Origin of the sequence: Streptococcus sanguinis (assembly GCF_900475275.1) — a bacterium.
GTDB classification, from domain to species: domain Bacteria; phylum Bacillota; class Bacilli; order Lactobacillales; family Streptococcaceae; genus Streptococcus; species Streptococcus sanguinis_N.
In genome coordinates this window covers 1,019,751-1,036,797 of the sequence record NZ_LS483364.1, presented here as the reverse complement: position 1 = coordinate 1,036,797, position 17,047 = coordinate 1,019,751, and the positions used below count along the sequence as shown (strand labels likewise).

Here is a 17,047-nt window from a genome sequence, read left to right as displayed (position 1 = left end):
AGCAAACGTATAGTTTTAATAGTTTTTTTATTACATTTTAGTTACAAAAATGTTTTATTAGAAAAATAAGCTGGTTTTTCCAACAAAAATGAGCATTTCTTTATCAAATAAAGCAAAAACTCCTAGATACTTTCTAAGAGTTAACCTTGCTTGTCAGTCCGAGTGAGGTTGTCGAATTTCCTCTAACATCGCTTCTTCTTCGGCCGTCATTTCATAATGTTTTAGCAAGTCAGGTCGTCTTAGGTAGGTCTTTTTCAGACTTTCATAGAGACGCCACTTGCGGATATTTTCATGATGGCCGCTCATAAGGACTTCAGGAACGACCATGCCCCGATAGTCATAGGGCCGAGTGTACTGAGGATACTCCAAGAGCCCAGACGAAAAACTGTCATCTGTATGACTGGCTTCCTTGCCAATAACCTCTGGAATCAGGCGAACGGTAGCATCAATCATGGTCATGGCCGCCAATTCTCCTCCAGTAAGGACATAGTCCCCAAGCGAGATCTCATCTGTCACTAAAGTCTTGATCCGCTCATCATAGCCTTCATAATGGCCACAGATGAAAATGAGTTCCTCTTCTTTAGCCAGCTCCTCAGCATAGGCTTGGTCAAAAGTCCGGCCAGCAGGGTCCAGCAAAATCACGCGCGGCTGCTTCTTTTCAATGGCATCATAGGCATCAAAAATAGGCTGGGCCCTTAGCAGCATACCCTGACCTCCACCGTATGGCTCGTCGTCTACATGCCGGGATTTTTCAGCCTTTTCTCGGAAATTGTGGTAATTGATTTCTAAGAGGCCTTTTTCTCGAGCTTTACCGACGATAGAGTGCTCCAAGGGCGCAAACATCTCCGGAAAGAGAGTCAAAATATCAATTTTCATCGTCCAGTCCTTCCGGTATCTCTACATCAACCCGACCTTGCTCAATGTCAATCCCCAGCACAACTGGCGGAATGTAAGGTAAAAGCAAATCGCGCTTACCTTTACGCTTGACCACCCAGACATCATTGGCTCCTGGCTGGAGAATCTCCTTAATCGTACCTAGCAGAACATCATTTTCATAGACTTCAAGGCCGATAATCTCATGGTAGTAAAATTCGCCATCTTCCAAATCAGCCAAGTCTTCTTCGGCTACTTTCAGACTAAAGTCACGAAATTTCTCGATGTCATTGATATGGTACATGCCCTTGAACTTGATAATATCAAAGTTCTTGGCCTTGCGGTGGCTGGCAATCTCCACATCCATAACAAACTGGTCTTTCTTATCGAAAAGGACCAGTTTATTGCCTTTTTTAAAACGCTCTTCCGCAAAATCTGTCACCGACAAAACCCGCATCTCCCCTTGCAAACCTTGGGTATTGACGATTTTACCAACATTAAAATAATTCATTTTTACTCCAGTTAATCTTTTTACTATTCGTTTTATTGTATCATTTTGCTGGCTTTTTCTCAAGATAGGCAGCTGGCTCAGACAGCGGAAAAGCTTATAAGTCAATGCCTTTTTCTTTGAGATTTTGCAGGCATTCCTCATAGTAAGCTGCGTCATGCTCGGAGTAAATAGGGCTCGCCACAGCCATTTCTTCCAGATGCACATAAGCTGGACAAGTCTTGCCACGATAGTCCCGCTCCAGCCATTCTGGAGACACACGATAACCTCGCTTGCTCATCTCCTCCATAATCAGCTCATGGTAGCGATAAAGCAAGTAAGGAGAGTGCGTAAAAACATAGTCAACGGTCGCATGTTTCTTGCCCCAGCCATTGCCACGAAGAGCGTAGCATTCCCGATGCTGACCAAGTAGTTGCGGACGGGGAAGCTTGGGAATCAGTGCTTGATGCCAGAGTCTCATTTTATCCTCCGTTTAGTAAAAACAAAGCAATCTTTTATTGCTCAAAATCGCAATTGAGCTCCAGAGAATTTCCTTTTAATAATCGCTGAAACGTCTATGTTTGATTTCAAAGTCGAAATAATTCTCCTCCTGAATTCGGCGGAAAATGTCTCGGTAGGCTTCTTCGTCAAAAGAATTCCCTCGATAAAGGATTTCAAAGCTAAGATCCTCATATTCCAGAAAGGCATTAGCTGAGCGGAAGCCTTTGCTGTGATAGAAATCCCAGCGAGCCTGACGCTGCGCAAGATTGTCACATGGCTCATCCAGACGCTCGATTTCTAAAATCATGGTTCGCTGATAAAAATTGACCAGCTTTTCGATGATTTCACCACCATAGCCATGGCTGCGCAGGTGAGGCATAATCGCAAAGAAACTAACATAAAAGGCTTGCGAGTTGGAGATAGCAAAGGCAAAACCAACAAATTCCTTTTCATGATAAAAGGCGAAAAAATTAGCATCTTCCTGTTCCTCATATCGTAAAAATTCACTGAGCGGTATCCTTTCCTCTTCTGGGAAAGCTTCATTATTCAAGGCTTCTACCTTATCCAAATCCGGAAAATCTGCTGTAATGATCTGGCTGGTTAAGCTCATAAAATCACTCCTTTTCTAGTGATAGTATAACAAATTTTACAACTGGTTTCAAAAAAGAGCCCTGAAAGAGCTCTTATGTATTTATTTTTCTGAAATGATAGTAAGGTGCCGAATTACTAGAAAGTGCCAATAGGACTTTCCAGCGAAGAGGACCTATCCTAGCTACTACTTCACTATTTCACGTAAATCGTCCAAATGCTGGTTATCAGTCACAGCCATAATGCTGACTCCTGCTAGCCAGACAAAGTCTGGAGTAAACTGGCTTTCCAAAGGCTGATTTTTTGTCAGACGATAGCCGATAATATTAAGATGATACAACCTACGAGCATCTACTTCACGGACCGTTTTCCCGACCCAGCTAGCAGGCAGCTCAAACTCAGCCACCACTACATCGTCATCCAGCTGGAAGACCTCAATCGAATGGTTAAAGAGAATGGTCTTAGCCAATGAAATACCAGCCTCCACTTCAGGCAGGATAACCAAATCAGCTCCCACCTTTTCCAACACCTGCTGGGTCACTTCATCCTTGACCTTGGCAATGACATTTTTTACGCCCAATGCCTTGCAGTGCATGACCGCTAGGACGCTGGATTCCAGACTTTCTCCCGTCGCCACGACGACCGTATCACAGGAACCGACATCTGCGGCCTCCAAAAGCTCCATATCAGTAATGTCCCCGATCACACCGACGGCAATCATGTCTTCATACTGATTGATTGTCTCTTCGTGATTATCAATTGCAATGATTTCTACATCCTGAGAAATCAAGGCCTCAATGATACTCTGTCCAAAAATCCCCAAGCCAAGGATTCCAACTGTTTGATTTGCCATTTCTTTTCTCCTATCCAATCATAATGTCCGCCTTGCTGTAGTGCAAGGTAGTCGCCTTCTTCGGTTGATAATGGTTAAGACTGACCATAAGAGTCAGCGGCCCCACCCGTCCAATAAACATCAGCAACATAATCACAACCATACCAGCTGTATTGAGGCTGGTAGTGATATTGGCTGTCACACCAACTGTAGCCAGTGCCGACACGGTCTCAAATATCAGGTAAATAAAGCGATGACTACTATCGGTCACTAGCCCAAGAGCCAAAAGGCCAAACAGAAATGTCAGCTGAAAAATCACTGTCACACCAAAAGCCTTCTGCACTAGCTGAGGAGCCAGCGTTCTCCGACCAAGATTGGTATGTGGCAAGCCCAAAATCTCCTTACGAGCGAAAAGCAAAAGAACTAAGAAGGTTGTAATTTTCAGACCACCTGCTGTACCACCCGGAGCTCCTCCTAAAAACATCTGGAGCAGATAGATAAACAGGGTTACTGGACGAGCAGCCGTATAATCTATGGAAGCAAAGCCAGCCGTCCTCATGCTGACTGTCTGGAAAAAGCTGACCAGTAGCTTATCGCCAAAGGAAAGATTGCCAATCGTTCCAGGATTATTATACTCCGTCCAGAGACTCGTTACCGTCCCAAAAACGAGGAGACCAGCAGTCAGCAGCAAGACTACCTTGGTATGAAAGTGAAGCTCCTTCTGTTTTCCTCCCAATTTAGTCGCCAAGTCAAACCAGACCATAAAGCCCAGTCCCCCAGTGATGATGAGGAGAGCCAAGGTGATATTAACCAAAACATCTGTCTGAAAGCCCAGTAGGCTATCATTACCAAAATTATCAAAGCCCGCATTACAAAATGCAGAAACGGCTAAAAAGATAGAATTAAAAATCCCTTTTCTCATACCAAACTTGGGAATGAAGCGAATCATGAGAAGGAGCGCACCCAGTCCTTCGATAGCAAAAGTCGTGATAAAAATCGAACGGACAAATTGACCTAAGGTACGATTGTGACCATAACTAAAACTATCCCGCAGAATACGGCGATCCTTGAGGCTGAGCTTTTTCCGACTTTCCATGGTGAAAAATCCGATAAAAGTCAGGATTCCCAAACCACCAATCTGAATCAGCAACATACAAAGGAGCTGTCCCCAGACATTGTATGTATCCACAACCGATTGAGTAAAAAGCCCTGTCACACAGACCATCGAGACAGCTGTAAAAAGATGATCCAGATAGCTCGCTTGGGAACTTGCCGTCTGCACCCAAGGCAGACTGAGTAGCAAGGAGCCACAGAATATCACCAGAAGAAAAGACAAGATAATCTTTTGCGCTGGTGACAAGCGTGAAAATAAATGCTTCATAAAGTTTCCTTTCCTGATCTAATAAAAGCAGAGGCTAACTCTATCTGCCCTTCTCTTTCCTTGACAGCCCGCTGCAAATCATCTGGACTCTGCAAGTTTCTGACTTTGATGGCATAATCCGCTGCGACAATAGCATGACCTCGCATGTGGGCTGTTGCAACCGCTTGAGCAAAGACACGCGCGGCATACTTGCTGACTTGTGATTGGGCTTGCTGCGACAGTTTGTTAGCCAAGAAACCAGCCTGCCTTAGTTCATAGGCAGATGCCCTCCCATCAAGTCGAGCCTGAAAAACCTCTCTTACCTGAGTCAAAATCTTCTGCTTTTCAGACTCATCTTCCGCATCAATCAGAGCTATAAAGCTTGACGCCATTTTCATAGCCCATCGAGCCAGTTGCCCCTGAGGAAGTTCCTCCAAAACAAGCTCCAATTCCAATCTCTTCTCACTATCATCCAGAATTTTTAGCTTATAAGGGCTCGGTAAAATCACTTGATCATTCTCATAACACTTGCGCTCATGAGTGTTCCAAGCATAATCTTCTGACTTCATATGTCCTCCAGTTTCGAATTTCTCTAAACTCGCCCCTGCATTTCGTTTTTATCTTAAATGAAGTACTAGTTCTCGCGAAGCTCGAACTGCATCAATGCCCCTAAATTCAACTACGCCTAAAGGCTTGTTTCATTAAGGGCCATAGAAAAAGCGGGACACATAGCCCCGCTGCTTCTTATTTCTCATCAATGACGATGCGAACCTTTTTGTACTCGGTTGGGACAGAGTAAACAATCGTCCTTATAGCGGAGATAGTACGACCTTTACGACCGATTACACGTCCAACATCACTCTGATCAAGATCCAGGTGATATTCTAAAAATTCAGGTGTATCCTCAATCTTGATAGTTAAGGCATCTGGCTGTGAAATCAAAGGTTTCACTATCGCAATAATTAGATTTTCAATCGTGTCCATATGTCAACCTACGCTTCTATTATTTAGAGTATTTTGAATCGTGGAATTTCTTCAATACGCCTTCTTTTGAAAGGATGTTGCGTACAGTATCAGAAGGTTGCGCACCATTACCCAACCACTCAAGGATACGGTCTTCCTTCAAAGTCACTTGGTTTTCAGCTACAAGTGGGTTGTAAGTACCAACTGTTTCGATGAAACGTCCGTCACGAGGTGAACGTGAATCTGCAACATTGATACGGTAGAAAGGTTTTTTCTTAGAACCCATACGAGTCAAACGGATTTTTACTGCCATTATTAAGGTCTCTTTTCTTTATTTTTTTCTTTTGGTGAAATAGCAGAGCTATTAAGCACATGTTCTATTATAGCAGATTAAAAATAGCTGTCAAGTTTTTTTCTTGACAGAGTTAAAAATTTTTTAGATTAGTCTTTCTCGTTATTTAAAATAATCTGTTCAGACAAATTTTCATATTTTTTAAAATACAATTTGACTGAAGCGTCTTTAGGAAAAGCGCCTAAATCCATATACTTATTAATGGTCTCAGGTGCATAATACTCTGTGCCTCCACTCCGACTATTATAGGACCTGCTTTTTACCTCGTCTTCTGATATATTTTTCTCATCCAGTACTTGGTCTGAATGAAATTCGAAAGACCATTTTAAAAGACCAGCTTTATCCATTTTTTGGACAATCTCTTTTAGCTTATCATGATTTTCTGGATTCTTCCTGAATTCGACTAAAAACTTACTATATAGCATGAGATATTTATTTAGGCTTTCTGAATCATCAACCTTTTTAGAGGACGAAACGCTTATAGTCTGAAATAGAGCTCTGTCAAATCCTGATTTTTGCTGGTATACAGCAGTCATATCATCTTCCATTTCGCCCTCAATCTCATCAATTAAGCTAGTTATTTCTTGGTCTACCAAACAATCCAGCAGCTGATCTGCTGTTCGCTCTCCATAAAATATCTCATAAAATTCGATTTTACTGCCTTTTCGATCTGGGTGGTATTTTAGAATAGAGTACTTTTGGATATCTTCCTCGGTGAAATACAAATCAATTGTCGCACCGCCTCCCTCGTAATGATAACTGCCATCAGAACTAACCTTGACGGGCTGAAAAGGGAGCTTTTTAAAAAGAGCCTTCGTTGTTCGTATGCTTTCGTCGACTTCTTCTTTCTTAGCATAACAGGCTGTCAGTAGCAACAAACTGGCAAGAATAGAAAACAAGGCAAGGATTTTTTTCATTTGCAGTCTCCTTATGGAACCAATAGTCTGATAATGTCGTCATAAGAATAAGCGATATAGGTCGGTTGAAAAAGACTTTCATTTTCTAGCTGCTTGGAATTGTACCAGATAGAGTCCAATCCAGCATTATTAGCGCCAGCAATATCTGCTGTCAAGGAGTCTCCAATCATCAAAGTCTGAGACAGGTCAAAATCTGTAATCTGCTCTGCTATTTTTTCATAAAATAAAGCTTCGGGCTTCTGAGTCCCCATCTTTTCCGAAATAAAAATATGATTAAAATAAGGAGAAATGTCGGAATGGGCCATGCGGCCAGTCTGAATAGCCGTGATGCCATTGGTCGCTCCGTAAATCTCATAGTCAGCCTCTGTCAGACTGTCCAAAAGCTCGCTAGCACCAGTGTAAGTCTGACCTTGCTGAGCAATATGCTGCTGATAAAGGAAGGCTAACTCGGCGCCATCCTTCTCAATGCCAAAATGGGCAAAAAGACGAGAGAAGCGAGTGTTGACCAGCTCCGGCTTGGTAATTTTACCCTGCTCCAGTTCCCGCCAAAGCGCCTTGTTCATGGGAATATAATAATCTTTGTAGGTTTGAATCTCCGTCACGCCCTGCTCCTCTAAAAAATGAGTCAAGGCGATGTCTTCTGCCGTATCAAAATCCAGCAACGTATGGTCAAGGTCGAAAAGTAGAAATTTGTATGACAAAATCGAAATCCTTTCTGTAACTGTAGTAGCTTCATTATACCACAAGCTACAAAAACCAGCCGCTCAAAAATAAACGGCTGATTTCTAATCTATTTATCCACTGGTATCCAGAGGTACATCTGATAGTCTGCTATCCCTTCTTTCGATCCTGCTGCATTACCAAACAGCATCTTCGTTTTTCTCACTTCTTCTACTCTTCTTTATAGTTAATACACAAATCTCTAAATTTATTATCTAGCGCTGCAATATCAAACAAGACTTCTGACAGTTTTTGATAATCTTCCTTGATACAAAATAGATGAGCTTGGCCAAACAATTTTGCTAAATTTTCTTTTAGTTCAGATCTGACCGTATCGTGGTCTTTTAAGAAGTTGCTCATGTATAGATTTCTGATAGAAGCTAATTTGAAACTAAAGTATTGATGAAGATGTTTTTGTTCTTCATTCAAGCCATTCTCCGCTACTGACTTAGCATATCTTGCTATCACATTCTCCTCGCCGTGCTCATATCGTTGCTTCATCAGTATAGATGTTTTCTGGTAAACTTCTTTGGAAGTAGGAGATTTGATTTTTTTAAAGTTTCCCCACATGGAGAAAGAACCTCTTTTATAGTCGATATTTTTAGCTTCCCAGGCTTTCGAAAATTCTGAGAAAGTCATTTTCATACAAGCAAAGCCTGCTGGATCATGGAAATAGATAAACTCATCATCTAGATCATAAACCGAAACAAAATGGTCCACCCCATACAAATGAATATGATTGGGATTATAAGTCAGATACCCCATGTCCAAAGGCCCAAGAACAACTGGTCCGCCGAGCAAGAACTTACTTAAGATCTCTCTGATAGAGATATGATTCACCGCATTTGAATCCTTTATATAGTATTCATCATATGTAAAACCCAGAATGTTTAAAGAATGGCTGATAGAACTGTCTGGCATCCCATTATCAAAGAAGACTAAGGGGTGTTTTTCATCTTCCTTTATAATACTAGCGCCATTTCCCATTACCATAATGGCTTCCAAAAACTCAGGGCGAACATCATAACCATACGAATGCAGCGCCATCGCAAGTGAATATGTATAGCAAAGAGAAACGTCCCCAAAATACATCTGCATAGCATCATCCTCCTCTGTAATCATCGCCTAAAAAATGACTTGCAATCACCATTTTATTTCACCACAGGTATCCAGAGTTCCATTTGATAGTCTGGGGAGTACATATCACCCTCGGTGTAAACTTCAAAATCTGGTGCTCCTGAGTGGCGATAGCCAGTTTCTGGAAAAAAGACTTCCAAGACATATTTCCAAGCATGGTGGATGCTGGCTGGTATAGCCCCCTTGACTGGTACGATGGCATATTCAGCTTCTGCGATTTCTTTGATTGACAGACCTAGTTCTTCTGCTTTAGCTTTATCCTTCACATCATAAGCGGCCATATAGTTGATGATTTCGCCTTCTTTGACATCCGAGCAGACGCCAAAGGATTGGCCACTGCCCAGACTCTCTAGGCTTTCAAAGCTGTGATTTGCATAGAGCTGCTCCCAAGCGGATGGGCACTGGCTATTGTCAATAGCTTTCAATAGGACGCCTGCCACAGTAAAAGCAGGTTTCTTTTGAATCTTGATATCCATGTTCTTTCCTCCTGTAATCTTTAAGGATAATTGAAGTCTAGGAAAGACGCGATAAGGTCTTCCATTTCGAACTTCTGAGGGAGTCGCACCATGGAATTTCTTGAAGGCTGCGCTAAAGGCATCCGCAGACTCATAGCCGTATTTCAGTGCTATATCAATGACTTTCTCAGAGCTTTCCCGCAAGTCTGTCACTGCTTCTGACAGCCTGAGATTGCGTAGATATTCCGCTAAAGTCATATCTGCTAGGATGGAAAAGAGCCTGCTAAAGAGAGCATAAGAATAGCCCGATAGCTGCTGAAATTGTTGCAAGTCCACTTCTGCGTCCAACTTGCTTTCCAGATATTCCATGGTTCGATTGAATTGATGCATCATATTCTTTTTCACCTCATAAAAGATACTAAGGCTCTTAAAAGCAAAGTAAAATTTGGAAAATTGACGGAGGGGCTCCTGCTCCGAGAAAATTTTATCTTTTTCACATAGCTTTTAGGCCGTGTTCAATTCTAACTATAGTCTAACAGATATAAGATACTTCCGCCCTAGAATTTTTGTACAAGATTTAGAGGGGGGGGATTCTACAATCTATCCCTCAGCTTCTCCACAAAGAGATAAGCCGCAGGACAGGTCAGGGTATTTTTGATTGTCAGATGATTAATCTGATGAATCTTCTTACGGTCTGTGTGAGGGAACTCACGGCAGGCCTTGGGACGGACATCATAGATTGAGCAGAGATTGTCTCCACCTAAAAAAGGACAAGGCATGGCCTTGAAAACCTTGTCACCGTCTTCGTCCACCTGCAGAAATTCCTCTTCAAAAGCCGGCAGCTTCATCTTGAAATACTTGGCAATGCGGACAATGTCGGCTTCCTTAAAGTCCGGCCCCAGAGTTTTACAGCAATTGGCGCAGGCTGTACAGTCAATCTCCTCAAAGACCTCATCATGGATTTGCTGGGCTAGTTTATCAAGGTTTTTTGGTGGTCTCTTCTTGAGACTGGCTAAAAATTTTCGATGCTCTTTCTGCTTCTGCAGAGCTAACTGATGGTACTTTTCAAGGTCGATTTCTTGAGTCATATATTTTTCTTTCTGTATTCAAATTGTTTTTATTATATCATAAAATGAGCGCTCTTAAATGTTGTCAAACCCCAAAAATATGACATATTCCACCTCACAAAAAAATCTGAGAACCAGTCCCAGATTTGCTTTTTATAAACTTAGAGAGTTATCATCAAATGCTATCGCTAAATGTTTTTTCCGCCGTCCTTGCTGACGCTCCAAGTTTCTTCGATATAGGGGATAAACTCATACAGAGTATCTTCATCGCCTTCAAAGGACATCATATAGACTTTATCACCTTGTTTGAAGACCCAAACCGTTAAGTTTTGAGTGGATTTTAAAACAACATTAATCTGAAAGGCTTCATTTCCAGCTACGGTACTCTTTGCTCCCCAAAAATCATCAACTTCCTTATTATCCTTCCAGTGGTAGGCAATACGTTGGGCAATGGTTTCAGCGTTGAATTCTTCACCTTCTCCAATGTTAGCTTTTTCTTTTGTATAAGCGTTCATCGTGACAATGTTATAGCCACTTCCATCCGTATACTGGACGCTGTCGCCACCATCTACGTCTGTAAACTTAATCCAATTATCAGGAATACTAATATAGCCATAATCATCAGAGCCGACCCGCTGCGTACCAGTAGTCTTTGACGAATCTTTTTCTTTACGACTGCTACTACTTGTATCGCTGTCATCTCTCAGGGAAACCCGACTAGAGGAATCAGATGGTTTCCGACTTCTATAGCTCCTGATAAGGCTACAAGAAGACAGGGAAAGACCGGCTAAGATTATCAGGGAGAGCAGAAAGTACTTCTTTTTCATGGTCATTCCTTCCTAAATCTAATAAATTTTACTAACACTAGTTTACCATATTTTTAGGACGAAAGGAAAGAGAGACATTGTCGCATCCGATTTCTTTTCCGTTTATAGGACTATGCTTTTTTAGCAGCCTTATTCCACTGGTACCATCCGACCAAACTGTTGATTAAATAGATCAAATATTTCCCTTGAATCTGAAGACTCTCACCCCACCAGAGGTAAATAGAAAAAATATTGGTCGCTGCCCAGAAAATCCACTGTTCACGATAAACAGCCGTCATCAAGATTTGCCCTACACCATTTGTCGCATCTGTGATTGAATCACGATAAGGACGATTAGCCCCCACAGACTGATAAATCAAGCCAAAGACCAACCACCAAAGCATACTGAGCGATAGATACTTTGTCCATCCTTTGGCATCTAGCTTACGAGCAACAAACTCTTGCTTTTCTTTTTTAAACTGACCTTGGTAAATCCACACCAAGAGTCCAATTGGCTGCATGATGGTAAAGTAAAGAGTCGTCAGGACCTCGCCATAGAAGCCTTTCTGCAAGGCCAAAATCAAGTAAATCACAGAATTAATCAAACCAAAGAGGTAATTGCTAGCCCGTCCTTCAGAAACGAAGATTACACAGATAATCCCAGTCAGACTGCAAATCATCCCCGTCCAATCCACGATGCGATGTTCATATATCAGCTCCAGCCAGAGCGGAAAACTCCCTAGAATCAAGAGATAAACCCATTGACCTAGACTGCGATGAGCAAACAAATCGTCCCAGATAAGTTTCAAGGTACCAGAAAAGCCGAGCTTCTTCATACTAGTCACCATTCGTTTATAGCCACCAGACATTTCAGAAAGCGTCAGCTTCATGTTTGCGATTTTCTTTTGGATATAAGTATTCATTCTTTCTCCTTTTGTTTTTTAAGAGCCGTGTCAAATTGACTTACGGATGCAACGCTCTATTATTTTCGAACACGCATAAGGTCTGTCTTATACAGTGTTCACATTTTATCATATTCCTATTTTAGAAAATGTCAAGTAAAATCAAAAAAAGATTTCCTAACGTTCGGATTTCAAGAAAAGACCTACAAATTTTTGTAAGTCTTTTTACTTAGATTTGATAGTAGCCGAACATTTTTTCTGATTTGTTACTATCTTTTTGTGAAACATAATTAGCTTCTACACTGAAAAAACAAGAGACTTAATAAATAGGCCTCTTGTTTTTTTAAACTATTATTCGCTGACTGCTCCCTTGCTATCAAGACTCCAAGTATCTTTCATGTTTGTAATGAAATCATCAAGAGTTTCTTCGTCGCCTTCAAAGGATAGTATATAGACTTTGTCATCTTTTTGGAAAACCAATGTATTAGCAAGTTGTCCCGATTTCAGAATGATGTTTATTTGAAAGGCTTCTATTCCTGAGACAGTACTTTTAGAGCCCCACATCTTCTCAATATTATCTTTTTGACTCCAATTATAGGCTACATGTTGAGCAATTGTTTCTGCATTGAAAGTCTCACCATCTGCTACTTCAGCTTCTGCCTTAGAAACAGCATTCATGGTAACGATATTATAAGCAGAACCGTCGGTATATTGGATAAGTCCCTCAACCTCTGCATCAAAAAATTTAATCCATTTACTTGGGATATCGATATAACCAAACTCTGGAGAACCAACACGTTTTGTTTCTTGATTGGTTTTGTTCTTGCTTCTTTTAGAAGAAGAATTTGAAGAATTCTTTTTCACTTGTGCACTGAAACTAGTCGAAGAACTAGATTGATCAGGCTTTTGTCCAGACTTGGCACACGATGCAAGAGTAAGTGAAGTTAATACCAGAACTGCTCCAAGCAGATACGATTGTTTCATGATTTTCTCCTTTTGGGATATATCCTAGAGATATAAGACTTTATTCCTCATCCATACTCAGGACACTGAGGAAGGCTTCTTGTGGGACTTCGACAGAACCGATAGCTTTCATCCGTTTTTTACCGGCTTTTTGTTTTTCTAAGAGTTTGCGCTTACGAGAAACGTCACCACCATAACACTTGGCCAAGACATTCTTACGCAAGGCCTTGATGTCTGTCCGAGCCACGATTTTCTGTCCGATAGCGGCTTGAATAGGTACTTCAAACTGCTGACGAGGAATGATTTTCTTGAGCTTGTCTACAATCAGCTTACCGCGCTCATAAGCAAATTCCTTGTGAACAATGAAGCTGAGAGCATCCACCTTGTCGCCATTGAGGAGAATATCCATCTTAACCAGCTTGGACGAGCGATACTCAGAGATTTCGTAGTCAAAGCTAGCATAGCCACGAGTAGAGGACTTGAGCTTGTCAAAGAAGTCAAAGACGATTTCAGCAAGCGGGATCTGATAGATGACATTGACCCGATTATCATCGATGTAGTCCATAGTCACAAAGTCACCGCGCTTGCGCTGGGCCAACTCCATCACCGCACCGACAAATTCCTGCGGCACCATAATCTGCGCCTTGACATAAGGCTCCTCGATGGAATCAATCTTGGTCGGGTCCGGAAACTCGCTCGGATTGGACACATCAATTGAAGCCCCATCTGTCATATTGACCTTATAGATAACGGATGGCGCCGTCATAATCAGATCAATATTAAACTCACGCTCCAAACGTTCCTGAATGACGTCCATGTGAAGCAAGCCCAAGAAGCCACAGCGAAAACCAAAACCAAGGGCTTGAGATGTTTCTGGCTCAAACTGCAGACTGGCATCGTTTAGCTGAAGCTTTTCAAGTGCCTCACGCAGGTCATTATATTTATTGGACTCAATCGGATAGAGACCAGCGAAGACCATCGGGTTCATCTGCTTGTAGCCAGCTAGTGGCTCTGCAGCCGGATTGTCCGCCAAGGTCACTGTATCCCCGACCCGGGTATCCTGTACCGTCTTGATAGAGGCTGCGATATAACCAACATCCCCTGTCGCTAGGAAATCACGACCAATGGCCTTGGGCGTAAAGATGCCGACCTCAGTCACGTCAAAGGTCTTGCCATTGCTCATGAGCTGAATGGTATCTCCCGGCTTGACCATACCATCCATCACCCGCACCTGCAGAATTACCCCACGATAGGCGTCATAGACCGAGTCAAAAATCAAGGCCTTGAGCGGTGCTTCTACATTTCCAGTCGGTGCTGGAACTTTTTCCACAATCTGCTCTAGAATTTCCTCAATTCCGATGCCAGCCTTGGCAGAAGCCAACACGGCTTCGCTTGCATCCAACCCAATCACGTCTTCGATTTCTGTCCGCACCCGCTCTGGGTCCGCAGCTGGCAGGTCAATCTTATTGATAACTGGCAGGATTTCCAAGTCATTGTCCAGCGCTAGATAAACATTGGCTAAGGTCTGAGCTTCAATTCCCTGAGCCGCATCCACGACCAGAATCGCCCCTTCACAGGCCGCCAGCGACCGCGATACCTCATAAGTAAAGTCTACGTGTCCTGGCGTGTCAATCAAGTGGAAGATATAGGTTTCGCCGTCCTTGGCGGTATAATTGAGCTCGATAGCATTGAGCTTAATGGTGATACCGCGCTCCCGTTCCAAGTCCATGCTATCCAAGAGTTGGGCCTGCATTTCCCGGCTGGAAACCGTCTCCGTCGCCTCCAAAATCCGGTCAGCCAAGGTTGATTTCCCGTGGTCAATGTGGGCAATGATGGAGAAATTGCGGATCTTCTCCTGACGTTTTTTCAAATCTTCTAAATTCATTTTTCTCATCCTTTTAGGGTATTCTATTTATTATAACACAAGACCAGTGATTTTTCCTATAGACTCGGACTTTCTCTATAAATTATGCTATACTAGTCAGAGAATAATTTTGGAGACACTTTATGATTAAAATTCTTGCACTTGATATGGACGGCACCTTGCTCAACAGAAAAAAAGAAATTCCCCAGGCTCACATCGAAGCTCTGCACCGAGCTATTGAAAAAGGAGTCAAATTGGTTCTCTGCACAGGCCGTCCCTTGGTTGGCGTCAAGCCCTATTATGACAAGCTGGGCCTTGCACAAGAAAACGAATATGTCATCGTGGACAATGGCTGCGCTACACACCAGACCAGCGACTGGAGTCTGGTGGACTGGCAAGAGCTGAGCGGTCAGGATATTCGCTATCTCTACAGCCTGTCTGAAAACAGCCCTGTCCAGCTGACTCTATTTGATGAAGAGCATTATTTCGTCGTCGGAGAAAAAGCCAGTCCCTATGTCGCGAATGATGCTAGCCTGGTCTTCACCACTCCAACCGAGATTAGTCTGGAAGAGGCTTGCAGCGGTCAACACAGAATGTTTCAAGCCATGTTTTTAGGCAGCCAAGAGCAGGTAGATGCTTTTGAAGCCGACTTTGGCCAAGAAATCTGCCAGCGTTTCAGTGGTGTTCGCTCTCAGCCGGTCATTTACGAGGCTATGCCGTCTGGTGTGACCAAAGCCTTCGCCCTAGAGCGATTGGCTAAACAATTAGACGTTAAGCCTCAGGAAATCATGGCAATCGGTGATGCCAACAACGACATCGAGATGCTGGAATATGCAGGCCTCGGTGTTGCCATGGGCAATGCTTCTGACCATGTCAAAAGCCTAGCTGATGCCGTCACAGACAGCTGTGAGGAAAATGGGGTCGCTACAGCTATCGAGAAGTATATTTTGAATTCGTAAAAGTATAAATCCCCAGAAGTGAAACTTCTGAGGATTTTGTTTTCAGTCTAAGAATTAGCCTGCTTTGAGGCTAATTTTTTTCTTTATTTAATAACAGCAAAACCAGCTGTCCAGTTGATTTTCTCATGTGCAGCAAGTGTTATTTGCAAGAAACCCATTGCCTCTAATTCACGAGCACGTTTGAGCTCGCCCGCATCAATCGTATCTAAACCACCTTCTTGGATATATCCAGCAAGAATCTTCTTAGCTTCTTGGTCATCCGAAGCCAATTGAACAGTTGTTCTTTCTTTATCAGAGACTTGTTTCGAAGCAATTGTCGCCGCAAAATTTGTGTTAAAGGCTTTGACCACACGAGCTTCAGGAATTAACTTAGCAATTTCTTCTGCTGCTGAACTCCCAGCCGGTGTAAGCAATTCATCCATATTCTCAAAGTTTACAGGGTTAGAAATATCTACTAAGATTTTTCCAGCGAGCGCTGCTTTATTAGCTTCAAGAATGCTTGCAATTGCGGCGTATGGAACAGCCAATACAACAATATCACCCGCACGTTTTGTAAGACCTTCTTTCCCTACAAAATCAACTTCATGTCCACCTGAAGTGAATACACTTGCGATTGCTTGTCCCATATTTCCTTGTCCAAAAATTGTAATGCTTGCCATAATATGTTCCTCCTTTTAAGTTACAAATTTTTATTGTAATGCTCTTTGTTACATCTAAAATTATAACACACGGAATTGTAATGTCAATAATTACAACTCGGAAAATTTAAAAAATTTCGAGCTCCTAAAAGTCACTGGTATTTTATCACAAAAAACATATAAAAAAGGAAGAGCACTATATCTTCCTTTTTGTTGTTCTATAACCTTAATACTATGCCGTCTTGGCACTTGGAAATCAGACAATATCTATCCCCTTCTCTTTGAGATTTTCCAGGCATTCTTGCAGATAGGCTGCGTCATGCTCCGGATAAATGGGATGTTCGAGCTCCTCAGCTTGCAACTCCTGGTAGGGTGGGCAGGTTTTGCCACGGTATTCCTTGTCCAGCCAAAGGCTATCCGGCTGATAGCCCCGTCGTTGCATCTCCTCCATAATCAGCAGGTGATAAGCATAGAGGCAATAAGGGCTGTGCTCAAAAACATAGTTGACCGTCGCATGCGGCTTGCCCCAACCTCGTCCACGTAAGGCTGCACACTCTCGGTGCTGGCCTAAAAGCTGCTGGCGCGGAAGTTTTTCAATCAAATCTTGGTGCCAAAGTCTCACGGTTTTCTCCTTCTAAAAGAATCTTATAAAGTCATCAACGA

Annotated in this window: 21 protein-coding genes; 1 reads left to right on the top strand and 20 read right to left on the bottom strand. The window is 42.5% G+C overall.

All coding sequences use genetic code 11. The features are described from left to right. Nucleotides 1-153: 153 nt before the first annotated feature. From trmD to lepA, 18 genes are all read right to left on the bottom strand, one after another. Entirely contained in the window at nt 154-876 is a 723-nt protein-coding gene (trmD, locus tag DQM55_RS05390) for a tRNA (guanosine(37)-N1)-methyltransferase TrmD (RefSeq protein ID WP_111675728.1), read from the bottom strand. Beyond that, on the bottom strand, nt 866-1,384 hold the full coding sequence (gene rimM / locus DQM55_RS05385; RefSeq protein WP_111675727.1) for a ribosome maturation factor RimM: 519 nt from the start codon (nt 1,382-1,384) through the stop codon (nt 866-868). Before rimM ends, trmD begins: the two co-directional genes overlap by 11 nt. Nucleotides 1,385-1,478: 94 nt before the next feature. Continuing rightward, on the bottom strand, nt 1,479-1,841 hold the full coding sequence (locus DQM55_RS05380; protein ID WP_002909609.1) for a TIGR02328 family protein: 363 nt from the start codon (nt 1,839-1,841) through the stop codon (nt 1,479-1,481). 75 nt (nt 1,842-1,916) lie between these two features. After that, nucleotides 1,917-2,471, bottom strand: a complete 555-nt coding sequence (locus DQM55_RS05375) for a GNAT family N-acetyltransferase (RefSeq protein WP_002918892.1) — start codon at nt 2,469-2,471, stop codon at nt 1,917-1,919. A gap of 165 nt (nt 2,472-2,636) precedes the next feature. Then, on the bottom strand, nt 2,637-3,302 hold the full coding sequence (locus DQM55_RS05370; RefSeq protein WP_011837040.1) for a potassium channel family protein: 666 nt from the start codon (nt 3,300-3,302) through the stop codon (nt 2,637-2,639). 10 nt (nt 3,303-3,312) lie between these two features. Next, on the bottom strand, nt 3,313-4,662 hold the full coding sequence (locus DQM55_RS05365) for a TrkH family potassium uptake protein (RefSeq protein WP_002918889.1): 1,350 nt from the start codon (nt 4,660-4,662) through the stop codon (nt 3,313-3,315). Further along, the gene (locus tag DQM55_RS05360) at nt 4,659-5,210 is read right to left on the bottom strand and encodes a putative immunity protein (RefSeq protein WP_002918888.1); all 552 of its coding nucleotides are present in this window, start codon (nt 5,208-5,210) and stop codon (nt 4,659-4,661) included. Before DQM55_RS05360 ends, DQM55_RS05365 begins: the two co-directional genes overlap by 4 nt. Before the next feature lie 175 nt (nt 5,211-5,385). Continuing rightward, entirely contained in the window at nt 5,386-5,625 is a 240-nt protein-coding gene (gene kphA / locus DQM55_RS05355; RefSeq protein ID WP_002895313.1) for an RNA-binding protein KphA, read from the bottom strand. A 19-nt stretch (nt 5,626-5,644) separates the two neighbouring features. Beyond that, nucleotides 5,645-5,917 (bottom strand): 30S ribosomal protein S16, encoded by a 273-nt coding sequence (gene rpsP / locus DQM55_RS05350; protein WP_002895310.1) that lies wholly within the window; start codon nt 5,915-5,917, stop codon nt 5,645-5,647. Between the two features lie 128 nt (nt 5,918-6,045). Next, complete coding sequence (locus DQM55_RS05345) at nt 6,046-6,873, bottom strand: hypothetical protein (protein WP_111675726.1); 828 nt, start codon at nt 6,871-6,873, stop codon at nt 6,046-6,048. 11 nt (nt 6,874-6,884) lie between these two features. Further along, the gene (pynA, locus tag DQM55_RS05340) at nt 6,885-7,574 is read right to left on the bottom strand and encodes a pyrimidine 5'-nucleotidase PynA (protein ID WP_111675725.1); all 690 of its coding nucleotides are present in this window, start codon (nt 7,572-7,574) and stop codon (nt 6,885-6,887) included. A gap of 190 nt (nt 7,575-7,764) precedes the next feature. Next, nucleotides 7,765-8,691, bottom strand: a complete 927-nt coding sequence (locus tag DQM55_RS05335) for a cysteine peptidase family C39 domain-containing protein (RefSeq protein ID WP_111675724.1) — start codon at nt 8,689-8,691, stop codon at nt 7,765-7,767. 53 nt (nt 8,692-8,744) lie between these two features. Further along, nucleotides 8,745-9,578 (bottom strand): AraC family transcriptional regulator, encoded by an 834-nt coding sequence (locus DQM55_RS05330; protein ID WP_111675723.1) that lies wholly within the window; start codon nt 9,576-9,578, stop codon nt 8,745-8,747. Between the two features lie 200 nt (nt 9,579-9,778). After that, nucleotides 9,779-10,273 (bottom strand): YkgJ family cysteine cluster protein, encoded by a 495-nt coding sequence (locus DQM55_RS05325; RefSeq protein ID WP_111675722.1) that lies wholly within the window; start codon nt 10,271-10,273, stop codon nt 9,779-9,781. A gap of 167 nt (nt 10,274-10,440) precedes the next feature. Beyond that, nucleotides 10,441-11,085 (bottom strand): hypothetical protein, encoded by a 645-nt coding sequence (locus DQM55_RS05320; RefSeq protein ID WP_111675721.1) that lies wholly within the window; start codon nt 11,083-11,085, stop codon nt 10,441-10,443. 104 nt (nt 11,086-11,189) lie between these two features. After that, entirely contained in the window at nt 11,190-11,981 is a 792-nt protein-coding gene (gene pnuC / locus DQM55_RS05315) for a nicotinamide riboside transporter PnuC (RefSeq protein ID WP_111675720.1), read from the bottom strand. Between the two features lie 330 nt (nt 11,982-12,311). After that, on the bottom strand, nt 12,312-12,944 hold the full coding sequence (locus DQM55_RS05310; RefSeq protein ID WP_111675719.1) for a hypothetical protein: 633 nt from the start codon (nt 12,942-12,944) through the stop codon (nt 12,312-12,314). A gap of 40 nt (nt 12,945-12,984) precedes the next feature. Beyond that, on the bottom strand, nt 12,985-14,808 hold the full coding sequence (gene lepA / locus DQM55_RS05305) for a translation elongation factor 4 (protein ID WP_172454728.1): 1,824 nt from the start codon (nt 14,806-14,808) through the stop codon (nt 12,985-12,987). A 122-nt stretch (nt 14,809-14,930) separates the two neighbouring features. Here lepA and DQM55_RS05300 point away from each other — a divergent pair, with 122 nt between their 5' ends. Next, nucleotides 14,931-15,746 (top strand): Cof-type HAD-IIB family hydrolase, encoded by an 816-nt coding sequence (locus tag DQM55_RS05300; protein WP_111675717.1) that lies wholly within the window; start codon nt 14,931-14,933, stop codon nt 15,744-15,746. A gap of 83 nt (nt 15,747-15,829) precedes the next feature. On the opposite strand, the gene DQM55_RS05295 is transcribed toward DQM55_RS05300, so the two are convergent. Both DQM55_RS05295 and DQM55_RS05290 read right to left on the bottom strand, forming a co-directional pair. Continuing rightward, nucleotides 15,830-16,405, bottom strand: a complete 576-nt coding sequence (locus DQM55_RS05295) for an NADPH-dependent F420 reductase (RefSeq protein WP_111675716.1) — start codon at nt 16,403-16,405, stop codon at nt 15,830-15,832. A 235-nt stretch (nt 16,406-16,640) separates the two neighbouring features. After that, the gene (locus DQM55_RS05290; RefSeq protein ID WP_111675715.1) at nt 16,641-17,006 is read right to left on the bottom strand and encodes a TIGR02328 family protein; all 366 of its coding nucleotides are present in this window, start codon (nt 17,004-17,006) and stop codon (nt 16,641-16,643) included. Nucleotides 17,007-17,047: the final 41 nt, after the last annotated feature.

Excerpts from the sequence above, each read along its gene's own strand:
- DQM55_RS05345 (WP_111675726.1), bottom strand. The coding sequence starts at position 6,873 with ATGAAAAAAATCCTTGCCTTGTTTTCTATTCTTGCCAGTTTGTTGCTA.
- trmD (WP_111675728.1), bottom strand. The coding sequence starts at position 876 with ATGAAAATTGATATTTTGACTCTCTTTCCGGAGATGTTTGCGCCCTTG.
- kphA (WP_002895313.1), bottom strand. The coding sequence starts at position 5,625 with ATGGACACGATTGAAAATCTAATTATTGCGATAGTGAAACCTTTGATT.
- DQM55_RS05325 (WP_111675722.1), bottom strand. The coding sequence starts at position 10,273 with ATGACTCAAGAAATCGACCTTGAAAAGTACCATCAGTTAGCTCTGCAG.
- DQM55_RS05365 (WP_002918889.1), bottom strand. The coding sequence starts at position 4,662 with ATGAAGCATTTATTTTCACGCTTGTCACCAGCGCAAAAGATTATCTTG.
- DQM55_RS05300 (WP_111675717.1), top strand. The coding sequence starts at position 14,931 with ATGATTAAAATTCTTGCACTTGATATGGACGGCACCTTGCTCAACAGA.
- pnuC (WP_111675720.1), bottom strand. The coding sequence starts at position 11,981 with ATGAATACTTATATCCAAAAGAAAATCGCAAACATGAAGCTGACGCTT.
- DQM55_RS05335 (WP_111675724.1), bottom strand. The coding sequence starts at position 8,691 with ATGCAGATGTATTTTGGGGACGTTTCTCTTTGCTATACATATTCACTT.
- DQM55_RS05370 (WP_011837040.1), bottom strand. The coding sequence starts at position 3,302 with ATGGCAAATCAAACAGTTGGAATCCTTGGCTTGGGGATTTTTGGACAG.
- DQM55_RS05375 (WP_002918892.1), bottom strand. The coding sequence starts at position 2,471 with ATGAGCTTAACCAGCCAGATCATTACAGCAGATTTTCCGGATTTGGAT.
- lepA (WP_172454728.1), bottom strand. The coding sequence starts at position 14,808 with ATGAATTTAGAAGATTTGAAAAAACGTCAGGAGAAGATCCGCAATTTC.
- rpsP (WP_002895310.1), bottom strand. The coding sequence starts at position 5,917 with ATGGCAGTAAAAATCCGTTTGACTCGTATGGGTTCTAAGAAAAAACCT.
- DQM55_RS05360 (WP_002918888.1), bottom strand. The coding sequence starts at position 5,210 with ATGAAGTCAGAAGATTATGCTTGGAACACTCATGAGCGCAAGTGTTAT.
- DQM55_RS05320 (WP_111675721.1), bottom strand. The coding sequence starts at position 11,085 with ATGACCATGAAAAAGAAGTACTTTCTGCTCTCCCTGATAATCTTAGCC.
- DQM55_RS05380 (WP_002909609.1), bottom strand. The coding sequence starts at position 1,841 with ATGAGACTCTGGCATCAAGCACTGATTCCCAAGCTTCCCCGTCCGCAA.
- DQM55_RS05295 (WP_111675716.1), bottom strand. The coding sequence starts at position 16,405 with ATGGCAAGCATTACAATTTTTGGACAAGGAAATATGGGACAAGCAATC.
- DQM55_RS05310 (WP_111675719.1), bottom strand. The coding sequence starts at position 12,944 with ATGAAACAATCGTATCTGCTTGGAGCAGTTCTGGTATTAACTTCACTT.
- DQM55_RS05330 (WP_111675723.1), bottom strand. The coding sequence starts at position 9,578 with ATGATGCATCAATTCAATCGAACCATGGAATATCTGGAAAGCAAGTTG.
- rimM (WP_111675727.1), bottom strand. The coding sequence starts at position 1,384 with ATGAATTATTTTAATGTTGGTAAAATCGTCAATACCCAAGGTTTGCAA.